The sequence below is a fragment of the Rhizobium sp. CB3090 genome, assembly GCF_029714285.1.
GTDB lineage: Bacteria > Pseudomonadota > Alphaproteobacteria > Rhizobiales > Rhizobiaceae > Rhizobium.
In genome coordinates, this window is the sequence record NZ_CP121662.1 from 2,035,988 (window position 1) to 2,048,088 (window position 12,101).

Annotated in this window: 8 protein-coding genes; 3 read left to right on the forward strand and 5 right to left on the reverse strand. The window is 58.0% G+C overall.

Going from position 1 to position 12,101, the window contains the following annotated elements; translation table 11 throughout:
• Position 1 precedes the first annotated feature (1 nt).
• The 5 genes from QA646_RS09860 to QA646_RS09880 all read right to left on the reverse strand — a co-directional run bounded on the left by QA646_RS09860 (position 2) and on the right by QA646_RS09880 (position 9,969).
• A complete protein-coding gene (locus QA646_RS09860) occupies positions 2-5,764 on the reverse strand; it encodes a phage tail protein (protein ID WP_283055290.1) in 5,763 nt (1,920 codons plus the stop codon).
• A gap of 106 nt (positions 5,765-5,870) precedes the next feature.
• Entirely contained in the window at positions 5,871-6,299 is a 429-nt protein-coding gene (locus QA646_RS09865; protein WP_283055291.1) for a hypothetical protein, read from the reverse strand.
• Positions 6,296-6,916 (reverse strand): hypothetical protein, encoded by a 621-nt coding sequence (locus tag QA646_RS09870; protein WP_283055292.1) that lies wholly within the window; start codon positions 6,914-6,916, stop codon positions 6,296-6,298. The genes QA646_RS09865 and QA646_RS09870 overlap by 4 nt, the downstream gene beginning before the upstream one ends.
• 3 nt (positions 6,917-6,919) lie before the next feature.
• Positions 6,920-7,564, reverse strand: coding sequence for a hypothetical protein (locus tag QA646_RS09875; RefSeq protein ID WP_283055293.1), 645 nt, complete (start codon positions 7,562-7,564; stop codon positions 6,920-6,922).
• Positions 7,564-9,969: a hypothetical protein gene (locus QA646_RS09880; RefSeq protein WP_283055294.1), complete on the reverse strand. Its 2,406-nt coding sequence runs from the start codon at positions 9,967-9,969 to the stop codon at positions 7,564-7,566. Before QA646_RS09880 ends, QA646_RS09875 begins: the two co-directional genes overlap by 1 nt.
• Before the next feature lie 105 nt (positions 9,970-10,074).
• Between QA646_RS09880 and QA646_RS09885 the strand changes: the two genes are divergently transcribed.
• From QA646_RS09885 to QA646_RS09895, 3 genes are all read left to right on the forward strand, one after another.
• On the forward strand, positions 10,075-10,551 hold the full coding sequence (locus QA646_RS09885; protein WP_283055295.1) for a hypothetical protein: 477 nt from the start codon (positions 10,075-10,077) through the stop codon (positions 10,549-10,551).
• Between the two features lie 147 nt (positions 10,552-10,698).
• Entirely contained in the window at positions 10,699-11,124 is a 426-nt protein-coding gene (locus QA646_RS09890; RefSeq protein ID WP_283055296.1) for a hypothetical protein, read from the forward strand.
• Positions 11,125-11,275: 151 nt separating this feature from the next.
• Positions 11,276-12,082: a hypothetical protein gene (locus QA646_RS09895; RefSeq protein ID WP_283055297.1), complete on the forward strand. Its 807-nt coding sequence runs from the start codon at positions 11,276-11,278 to the stop codon at positions 12,080-12,082.
• Positions 12,083-12,101 lie beyond the last annotated feature (19 nt).

The following is a 12,101-nucleotide window of genomic DNA, read 5'->3' on the forward strand; positions in this document are numbered from 1 at the left end:
GCTACCTCTTCAGAGCTGTTGCGGTGATGTTGCTTTCGTTCCAGCCGATGGTGTTGCCGGGGCAATAGATCTGCAGGATGTAGGTGTGGTTGCCAGCGCCGGGGGCATCGTACAGGCCCGAGACGGCCACAAGGCCAGCCGTATAGGTGGTCTGTGTCGTGCTGCCGTTGCTGCCACCGGTGCCGGTGACGACGGTCTGAACCACGCCGAGATAGTAGGTCTGGCTGAAGATCGCCGTTCCGTCACGGAAGATGTTGACGCCGATCGGCTGGGAGTTCTGGCTACCGCCATTCTGGTTGTATTGACCAAGCGTCATGGCATCGATCACGACGCGGCCATCGCCGGCGACATTGACGACACAGCTCACTAGATTGACCGTGGCGTTAGCGCTGATGTTCTGCGTGCCGGCGACCCGTCCCACGCCCACCCCGGTAACAGCGCCGCCCGAGATGTTTGATGTGCCGACCTGCAAGGTGCCGATGACGGCCGAGCTGATGTTGACCGCACCAAGGTTGGCGGTGAGCGCGTCCAGGCTGTTGACCGAAATCTTGTTTGCGGTCACCGAACCATCAACGATCATTTCCGCGTTGGTGGCTCTGCGCAGAACCGGCTTAGACCAATAGCAGGACGAACCCGTTCCGTTGGTCCTGGCAACCTGTAGGTCTACCTGCAATTTAACCCAACCCGTGGGGACGGTGAACTTACCTTGGAGGCGGGTCCATGCATTCTTGACGGTTGTCGAGGCCACTGTTTGCCACGATTGCGTTCCGCTGGGCGAGGTTAGTTGCGCAAACAGGTTCGCAGTGTTGGTATCCGTATTGTACACCCACACGTCAAAGAAATAGCTCTCACCCGCCGTTACAGCGATCGGGTTTGACATGGCGCAGTCACGGCCAAGTGACTGAAGCACCCACCCGGCAGCATCGCCCGCGCTGCTCTCGAAATAGAAAGCCTGTTTGCCCTGTACGGTCCAGCCGTCGAGTGAGCCTGCCCCCCATCCGTTATCGGCGATGTTGGAGAAGTCAGTCAGGACAAGTTGCTTGGCCGTAATCGCATCCGCAGCGATATTGGAAGCGCCGATCGTATCGGCGGCAATCTTGGCGCCCGTAATCGTAGCGGCTGCGATGGCCGCAGCCGTGACCGAACCCGCCGCGAGTTGTGCAGCGGTGACCGACCCTGCCGCCAACTGCGTTGCGGTGATCGTGGCGGCGGCGATCTTAGCCGCCGTGATCGCGCCAGCGACGATGCCGCCGCTGGTGATCATAACAGTGCCGCCATCGCTCCAGGGCGTGAACTCCGATGCATTCGCCGGGCAGCGGCACAGCATCGGCTTGTTGATGAACATATAGCTATCGGCTTGCCCGGCATCCGTTTCGTATTTGCGGAAATGGATAGCTGCGGCAACGGCGTTAGCAGGGGCCTGCCCGACGCACCGGAGACGTGTCCAGAGGTCAGGATTGGTCGAACTGCCGGCGACACCGTTGTTCTGATTGGCAGTCGTATAACCGATCGCCGAACCGTCAGCCGCGATCCACTGTATGCGCAGTTCCGTCAAGCAGCGATGGGCAGAAACGTAGGCCGAGACTTCGAACCAGTCACCGGGAGCGCAGGGCATGCCGTAGCTTAGATTGCCGGCCAGGCCAGGGGCATCCGGCCGCAACCATCGAACGTCGCAGTAATAATTATTTCCGGTCGGAGCACCGTGGTACAGGAACAGTGTTGGGCTATTGGGTCCAGCCCAGCCTCCGGGCTGCCACTGCCTGATAGCGAAGACTTGTCCCGGTATGGTGCCGCTATTGAAGCCCACGGCCCAGCAATCCGTGCCCATAGTGAAGCCTGCGTTCTGGAGCAGGTTCTTGCCGGAGCCGACCGCCAGCGCATTGGTGGTGACGGCATTGGCAGCGATCTTGTCTGCAGTCACCGCACTGGCCGCGAGCTGCGAGGCCGACACCGCACCCGCCGCGATCGAGCCTGTGGTGACAGCATTCGCCGCGATCTTGTTGGCCGTAACAGCGCCGTCTTCGATCATGACCGCACCGGTGGCTTTGCGCAGCGCGGGTTTGGCTATGTCGTATGATCCGCCGTTGCTGGCCGTGCCGGGGCGTGCGGTAAGCTGAAGATTGAATCTTGCCGGGATGCCACTGCTCGCCACGGCGGCAGGAATGTTCACCAGCGCCTGCACCTTCGTCCAAACTGTAGGGACGTCAGCCGCGTTCGCAAAATACACCTGCGGCCATACTGTGTTGGCACTCAAACGATCTGAGACCGACAAGTAGCAGCCAAATGGTGCTGTGGGCGCACCGTTCTTCCTGATATAGAACTCGACATAGTAGCTGTCCCCCGCCGAGCAAGGCATTGAGCCAGTTATCACAAGCTCGGGGTCGAAGATCGCGTAGTCAATCGCGCCGTTCGCGTCAGGAATGCGGATATAGTTCGGAGCAGGGTCTCCCGATGCTCCCACAATCCGGCTGGGTGCTATTCCACCGCCCAACACCCATCCATCCGTACCGGCCGCTCCCTGATCGAAGAACGGATTGGTGATCATATTGGCGAAATCACCAATGGCGATGGATTTGGTGGTGACCGCATTTGCGGCAATGCTAGCAGCGGCCACTGAATTAGCCGCAAGTTTAGTGGCTGTAATTGCACCATCGACAATGAGATTTGCCGACGCCTTTCGCAGGAAGCTGAAACCCCCGAACGAGATATTACCGTCCGTGTTGTCCCGCTGAACGTAGATGCGAAGGATCGCCCCGAAGGCATTTGCAGGTGGGATCATCGTAACGGTGTAGGTCTGCATACCTGAAGCCGTCGTCCCGCCCGATGTGTCGAAAATGGTGGTATAGACATCAGGATTGAGCACCTGACCCGTGGCGTCCGTCCAATGCACGCGCGCCCAAGCACCCATCTTGGTGCCCGAAGTACGGAATGCCTGACCCGAGACAAGATATTCCTGCCCAGGCACGATCGGAAGCGCATCCGACTGGACGATCAACTGGTAACCGGCCCCGGCGACATAGGTGTAATCCAGCGAACCCTTGCTGTTAAATGCCTGTGCCGCCACTGGATTGACGACCGCATTGGCCGGTCTGGAGAACCAAGAATCGGAACTCTGCAATTGGTTGTCGGGAATGAGGTTTTCCCAATCCTGTATGACCAGATTTCGTGCCGTCACCGCGTTCGCAGCGATGTTATTCGCGACGACCGCGTTGGCCTGCAGTTTCGGGGTAGAAATGGCGTTGTCGGCGATCTTCGTAGTCGTAATCGCGCTGTCTGCCAATTTGCTGGCGTCAACCGCTAACGGCCCAAGCTTGGCATTGGTGATAGCGGCGTCCGCGATCTTGGTGGCGCTGATCGTACCGTCTGCAATTTTGGCGGCGGTCACCGCAAGGTCTGCCAACTGCGCGCTTTGAAGCTGCCCGCTAACGTCGGTTGCAGCCACGGCGGCGGTCCATGCGCTGTTATGGTAGCGATATAGCTTGCCATCCGTCGTCAGATAGACTTGCCGCCCTTCCACATTGCCGGTGGCGGGCAGCGTGCTTACGATTTCGACAGGCTTGATGGACGATGCGAACTTTGTGGCATCAACCGCCTGACCGGCGATCTTGGAGGCGGTAATGGCCGCATCGGCAAGTTTCGAGGATATGACAGAGCTATCGGCAAGGATCTGATTGGTCACTGCCGCGACCTGCAACTTCGCCGTCGATACCGCTGCGTCGGCAAGCTTCAGATTGGTAACTGCCTCGTCCATGATTTTTTCGGCAGTCACGGCCGCATCGGCGATCTTCGAAGCGATGATTGCGCCGTCGAGAACGTCACCCGATTGGATCAGGACGTTCGGCGTCTTGACCGCAAGCCAGGCTGACCAATCCGTGGCGCGGTTGGATTTGGGGATGTAGCGGCCCCTCGCCTCGTAGTCGGTGTTCGACAACATCCATTGCCCCGAGATCACCCAGGAGAATGGCGAGGCATACCGGGTACTGTCGCTGTCGAAGACGATATCTCCGGTTTCCTTTAGGCGGACTTGCACCCACACACGCTCGACGTCGTCCATATCCGCCGCACAGCTGATTTTGATCGCCGGCCGGCGATCGATGCCACCGGCGTCTTTCACGGTTGCCGGCTCGACGGTCCAGCCGACCATTGGCTGGGACGGCGGCGTAATCGGGCCGAGCCAGCCGGTAGCAGTGGGCAATTGCAGACCGCTGTGCCAGTCGTAGTCGGCGGGATCGACTTCCTTCAGTGTGACGACGATCAGGAAATTCGGCTGTGGTTCGACCTTGACGACAAGGAATTTCTTTTCGTCGTAACCGTTGCGCGCCGAAGTCCACGAAACGACATCGTTCGGCTCCAGCGGATAGGCGTCCGGCGGCAGGGATATCTGATGCACGCGGAAGCGCCGGTAGTCCTGGATCATGGCCAGGCCAACACGCTGCACCTGATTGGCAAACGGAACGGCCGGTAACTGGATCTGCGCCGGCAGGCGGCGATTGCCGTCCTGAGCTTCGAGATCGGCATTGTAACGGCCGGGCGCATCCTTCGTCGCCCACTTCTCGGAGGGCTCCGGATAGGTCGCCTCGATGGCGTTGTAAGTGTCGGAAAGTGACGGGAAAGGCTGGAAATCCTGTTCCTCCGTCACGATGATATCGTCATCGGAGAAGGAATAGACAGCGCCGCCGGGCGTGCTGATCAGCACCTTGAAGATGCCGCCGACTTCGGCCATGCGGCCGTTGCAGCCCTTCAAGAGTTCGGAGATCACATCGAGCGGCTGTTGATCACACTGCACTTCGTAGCCGGCGCGGAACGCCGGTTCGCTGCTACCGTTGTCGAGCGTGACAGAGGCATCGCAAGCGTTTGCCGCCGCCATCCAGTTTGCGGCGGGAAGGCAGAAGGCAGCGATATTCTGGCCGCCATAGACCCATTCCGACCCGCGGTAAACGCCGCGCGCCAGATTGTAGATCATTACCGCCGGGTTGCTCGTCGGCTCCCAGCTCGCGGGACTGTCCCAGCGATGGGTGCCATTGCCGCCGACGGATGAATCCTTGCGGATATCGTAGAGCGGCACTGGATGCGGCTGGTAAAGGCCTGCGGGAATGCCGGAGAACAGATCGGTATTATAGCGCGCCGTCAAAATGACGACCTGACAGCCAAGGCCGACCATCGTCGGCTTCCAGGGCCGATCAGGATTGGCGCCGAATTTCGCGGTCAGGAAGGCGTCGGCGCTGGACTGGGTTCCGTCAAGAAATTTGATCCAGAGATAGTCTTTGCCTTTCACGCGATATTGCAGCACCGGGAAACCGCGCCCATCGGGATGCGGCTCTTCCCAGAGCACGCCGACCTGCTGGTCGTCGATCCAGACGCTGGTGAGACCGCGCTCGCCGGCATAGTTGGGCAGGTTGCCGACTTCGATGACATCGGTGAAATAAGCGTTCGGCGTCTTGCCGTCCTCACCCCAGGAGCCCGCATATTTGCGCCGGCCGGCAGTGGCGTAGCTGCCGATGATGAAGGACATGGGGTGGTCGTCGCCCATGCTGATTTCCAGCTTGGCGCCGGCCTGCTGCGGCTGGTCTTTCTTGGCCAGGGCCTTTTCGACGAGCGACAAGCCGATATTGATGGCAACCGTAAGCACCAGCTTGCCGATGACGCCGACCGAACCGATGAATTGGGAAATCGCGGCGATCGCGGCAGTAATCGGATCGGCATGCGCCGCATCCGCCATCAGCCAGAAGCCGAGGACGTTCAGGATCAAAATCAAAATTCTCATGGACCGGGCGACCTCGAAAGACGCATGGGAAAAAGCGCGCCGCCGGTTGGTCGGCAGCGGCATATCACTGATAGGTGACAAAGAAAAAAGCGGCGGTGTTGTTGGCTCAGCCGACCCTGAAGGCTCGCTTCGCGTCGAGCAGATCGACCGTGCCGAGGCCGGTTTCGCGCAGCACGAAAATGCGCTCGCCATTGACGACGCCGAGGGCGTAGCCGAAGGGGCCTTCGTGCGGGATCGCGGCGATGTCGCCGATATGGGCCTGGCTCGGATAGATCTCCGGCAACATGCTGGCGACGAGATCGGCGAGATTGTCGAAGCCCGCTGCTTTCATGGTCTTCAGCGCGCCGGCGGCAGTCGAATATTCGCCGCGAAACTGGGCCGCGCAATCGACGCCGGTGATCGCGAGCACCAGATTTCCGGCAAGACCCGGGCCGCAATCATGGCTGCCCCAGGCAAAGGGCGTGCGCTTCAGCCGATCGATCTCGGCGACAAAGCGGGCACGCCAGTTCTTGACCCTCACAAGATCATCAATCATTTCTGCCCCCAAGGTATCTGCCAATTGGCGACGGTGCTGGAATAGAGGCCGAACTCATCGCCGCTGCGGCGCTTCTGGCCCTCATAGGAGGATTTGGCCGGGTTGGTCCGTTCGAGCATGGCGATGGCGGCGGAGATGGCGGATATCTCGATGTCCCCATCCTGCCCCACCGCCGGCGTCTTGATCGGAGCGCCATCGGCAATGCCAAGAAAGGCGATTTCCGGCACTGCGCTCGGAAGGCGCGTGCCGGTATCGAACGACACGTCGTGGATTTCGATCGGCGCCAGCCGCAGATCGTAGCCGCGCACGAGCTGTTGCACGGCGGGCGCGATCTGGCCGATGGTGATGGTCACGGTCTGGATCGTCAAATCCGCCGTGCGCGGGATCGGGCTTACCTTCAGATTGAGGCCGCCATAATAGGTCCGCGCCTCCGGCAGACCGGTGACGCCCGAGGTGACCGTGATGTTGATGTCGTCGTCGCCGGTCCAGAGGCCGATCGAGGCAGGCGCACCGCTGGCGAGATCCTTGCCGGTAATCCATACGAAACGACGGGGCACGAGCCCCTTGTCGCGCGCGCCGGTCAGCGCCGCGAAGAAGGCGGAGGTGATGTTCTTCATCGTCTATTTCTTCTGAATGACCTTAAAGGTGGCGCCCGAAGTGATCGGGCCGCTCGCGGTGCCGGGATTGTGGCTGCCCGGCATGACCAGGCATTTGCAGGCCGGCAGCAGAAGCGTCACGCCGAGACCGGCGGCAAAACCCGCCGGCAGATGCGGGAAGACGCCGAAGACGGGCGTAGTCCCCTGCCCGTCGGCGCTTCCCGTTTCCGAGACTTCGAGAAAGGCATAGCGGCCGCCATAGCCGACCTGCATTTTGTCGCCGACGGTCAGCCGATATCCCGCCGGCAGGCCCTTGAGGCTGAGCGAAGCATTGTCGCCCCCGAGCGCCGCAATGCTGACGCTCGCGGCCCCGAGCTTCGTCCCGTCCGGATCGGCCTGCGGATATTTCGACAGCGGATCATAAAGAAAAAGCGCCTCCTGGGCGCCGTGTAGCTTGCGAATGCGGGCGGCGATCTGTTTCGCCTCCGCATTGTACATGTCGGCCAGCGTCACCGTGCCGATCCAGAGCGGCGGCGCCAGTTCCGCCTGCCAGACCCGGCCATCGCCGGAGCCGGAAAGCTCGTCATTGCGCTGAATATCCCAGACGATACCGGAGATTTTCAGAAGATCGGCAAAGGCCGGCAGGCTGTAGGGATAGGAAACGGCCATCAGCGCCTCCGGGGATTGCGGTTGATCTGCGCGACGCGATCGGGAAGCTGCTGATTGAAATCATTCAGCCCCTGCCGCGTCGAACTCTGCGCTTCCGATTGCGCGACATTCTTCACATAGGCCTTCAGGTTGCCGTCCTCATCGACGGAAACGCCGACCGTGACATGCACGCCGGAAGCGGAGCCGGAGGCATCGTTCTGATTGTCGGCCCTGAGGCGACGGACGGGAATGGAAGCATCCGGCTGCGCCCGCAGCAACTGCGGCTCGCCCTCGCCGACCACACCGCCATCGGCATAGCCGCGCCGGCCAAGCCGCATGGCCTCGACGACGCCGACGCCGCCCGCCCGGGCGATATCCTTCTGGCTCCAGACGACCTCGCCGGCATGAACGATGCCGGCCGGCTCATGCTTGCCGCCGGGGCCGGTATAGCCGCCATCGGCCCAAAGGCCGGGAATACCACTCGCGACGGCTGCCGCCGCCTGCGGCGATCGCGCCAGAATGCCGAGATCCAGCCCGCCGCCTCCGAAGAGTCCGCTAAAGATACCACCGCCACCGAACAGTCCGCCGCCCGCGGCGGCACTGTTGACCTGGAACAGGCTGTTGAGCACATCGTTCAGCAACCGGTCGGAAATCTTGGTGAGCACGGAAATCGCGGCCTTCCCCATAGACTTCCAGAGCCCCTCTCCATTGCGCAAGCCGCTGACCAGCGTCGTGGCGAAATCGCCGGCAAGCTCGCGGGCATATTTCAGCTGTTCATTGTAGCGAATGATATTGGCCGAGGCCGAGTTCATATCGACCGGCAGGCCATATTGCTTCTGTGTCGAGGCGACCGTTTGATCGATGGTCGAGCGGCCCATCTGTTCCTGCTGGAACTGGATATCGCCCGAAAGTTTCTGCAGCGCCTGCGCGTCGGCAACGCGCCGATAGGCATCGGCCTGATCGTTGGCCGCCTTGGTCAATTGCGGCATCTGCGCCAGCTGCGCTGCACCGCTTTTCTGAAGATCATCCTGGCTTTGCTTCAGCGTGACAACCTTCGACTTCACATTGTCCGTCGCGGCAGCGGACTGAGCGGAAGCCTGTGTGCCAAGTTTCGTCTGTTCGGTGTAAGTTTGACAGGACTTCGTGAGGCCATCCACTGCGTCTTTCTGATCCCGTATAACCTTATTCGAACCAGCGTCCACGAGAGACTTTGCCTTGCTGTCGCCAACTGGCACAACAGCTGCTGCAGTAGACCAATTCTGAAGGTCGCTCTGCGTTCTCGCCGCTTTATTTTCAATAGCAATCTGCGGGGTGGTCACTACTTTGCCCGCCGCTTGCGCAGTCTCAGGCAAGCCAGAAAGACGCCTCTTATACGCGTCTTGAGCTTGCTCTTGGTATCTTTTTATTAAACTGACAGAATTTATTAGAGGTCTGCTGGCTTCGTCTAACGACGCCGCTAGCCGACCAAGTTCATCGTCACCGTTTTCAGCGTATGCTTTCTTGGAGAGCTCTACGATCTTTTGAATATCGTCAACCGTCAATCTACGGGTATTGGCCCTGTCCTGGAAATCTTCGTAGGCGACCCCGAAATCATGTAATTTCGACTCAGGATATACGGAAGCCCTATTAAGCTTCCATGCCATGCTCTCATTATCAGAACTGACATTATGTACGGTGTCGGCAATCGCCGCCCAGTTCGTAGTCAACACGCCAGTTACTTTGGTAACAAGATCACTAATGTCCTTCGCCTGTTTGATTTGGTCCGCGTATTCCTTTGCAGCTGGGATTTCATCACCGAAACGGTCTGCTAGATATCGGGCATCCGCATCTTGAGCATCCAGGCTTTCTCCTGCCCTTTCTCTGATTGCCGAAGGACGGATATAATTCGCTCCATTTCCTACTGCCGCTGCCGCCTCACCCCCGAGACCCTTAATTCGCCCTCCTCCTTGTATAAGCAGAAAAGCGGCCACGCCGAGACCAACATCCTTCCAATCAATCGGCGGCGGTTCGCTGAACTTAAAACCCGGCTGAGCAATGGCATTCACAGCCCAACTTTGCGTTAATGTGCTAGGGCCTTGGTTGTTGGATGTCGTGCCACCATTTTGTGTTTTATCGTCAACTGATTGAACAGATGGCGTACTTGCGCCGGTGTCAGCATTTACTGCGACTAAAAAGCTTTTTGCTTTACCCGCGTTACCTGCGACGGCGCCATAGCTGTCCACGAGATTCAACGCTTGCGCATTTGCTTTTCCGATAGCACCACTTGCGAGACTCGCGCGCGCACTTACGACATCAAATGCTCGGGAAGTCGCGCCAGCCGCCTTTTGTGTCCGGGTCGCTGCCGAGCTAAAATCATCCAAGCTCGCGGTAGCAGCATCGACGCCAGCGGTAGAAATCTGAATTCCCAATTTTGTAATATCTTGCACCGATACTCCTTTCGAGAACCTGATGTGAGATGCTGCGTTTCTGTCAAAGGAAACGACGCAGCGATTGCTTTCGTTGCTTAATCAGTTGCTATCCAAGAGAGCCAAGTGGACGTTTCCAATCGATTGGGTGCCCAGCTCCACTTGTGCGCGCAATATCTTTCCCCTAAGACTGTTTCAACAACCTTTGGGGGCAACATGCGTCGATTAATTTTCGCGACTTTCATGTGCACGATTAGCAGCATTGCTGTCGCTGGCGACGACCAAAAACTCGAAGAACTAACGACCGCGTTTATTAATGCCAGTTACGCCAGCCTGAGTGCCGCCTATTTCTGCCGGGATGGCATCGGCGTTGATTCATATCTAAAGGTGCGCAAGGCAGTTGAAGCGGGATTGGTCAATATAACCGGAAACGCCGACGTTGCGCGCAAGATTATGGATGAATGGGAAAAAAAGATGGCGCGCGATCCACTTTACAAGAATCCCAAGGTCACAGTTGATAAGTGCAGTGATTTACTGATGGAGCGATATCACAAACTGGATGCGGCTTTCGACGCTATTGCAAATAGACAAAATACACACTGACACTTTGATGAACGCCTGAAAGTACAATAGTTATGCGGTTCTCAAGCTCGCAGAACTTGCAACATCTGTCACTGGCATACCTTTTCAAAACATGCGAAATACAACCCTGCGCTTTGAATGGGGGATTTCGTGATTAGATTGTGGAGATTGGTCAGCGTAGCTTTTTTGCTGCCAGCCATTGGCGGCTGCAATTTTTCTGAATCGAAACTGGTGACCGTGTGCGAAGAAGTTTTGAAATTGAGACTTTTGGCGCCGTCGGGATACAAGCGGATCGAAATCAAAGAATCCGAAGAACCTCTCAGCCGCGCTGACTACAAACGCTATCTGGCCAGGGACGAATATGGGCCGCTCATCCAGGGAGCCATGATGAAGGATTTTGACCGAGGCCGTGTAAAACCTCGCATGTTTGAGGTTCTTATAACTTACGATGCTCCTAACGCCTATGGCACACCAATTCGCGGCACCACCATATGTCAGTATCCAACTGACAATGAAAACACCTCCAGAGCGGACCGTCTCTACGTAATGGTTGACGGCAAAACGAACGCGGAGTGGTTAGAGACGCAGCGCTAAGAAAAGCGGGCGACTATGAGGTTTCAGCTACTTCTGACTGCATTCTCCCTGTGCCCCCTATACGGGATGAGTTCGCGACACATTCAGACGGCCGTTCAGCTGAAGTAACGGCATCCGCATTGGCACTCCTTAAAATTTCTGAGAGACACTTATGGACGTTTGGCTAAAGGCTTTGATCGCAACTGCATGCATAGTGGTAATCGCGAGCGCCGCGATTGTCGGCGGTGTTGTTGGCTGGCAATACTACCAGGCATGGCAGGAGGAGAAGGCTGCCAAGCTTGCCGAACGAAAATTCAAATGCACTGATGCATTGAGAGAAGAAGTCCGTGCGAAAGCAGGAGAAAAGACGTACGGTTCACTAGCTCTCATGGTTGCTGAAGCAGATAGTTGCCGAGCGGAGTTTCCTGATATTCGAGCCTCGTTCTGCTTTCGTCTCTGGAAAGACGTAAAGCTATTCAATGCGGGGGCAACTACCGACTTTTTCGACAAAATGACCTCTGCGGCGGTCAAAGAGGTTGACGCGTGCAACCAAGAATTTGGCTACGCTGAGCCAGAAAAGAAGCCTCTTCCTCAAAACACGAGTGAGTGGAAAGCGGCCACACCATCAAAACCTGCGGCGGCGTTAACAATGGTGGCAACCTGTGAAGCCGCACTGAAATTCCGCCTTGGTTCATCAGCTACCTACACGCAAGTTGATCATTCCAAAGCCCAATTTCCAATGGGTCGCAGTTCGTTCGCAAGCTACCTTGAAAAGACCGACGACAGCCCTTCGATGCGGGAAGAGAAGCTGAAGCAATTCGATCAAGGCGTTCTGAGACCGGTAGAGTTTTATGTCTACTTGAGCACAAACGCCATCGTCCAAAGCCGATATCAGCGGATTGAAGCGGCCTGCAGCTACGTCGGCATACAAGGTACTGACGCCGGCGCTGCCGTAGACAATGTGAGACTTACCTACTGAAATTCTATGGCAAACCCCT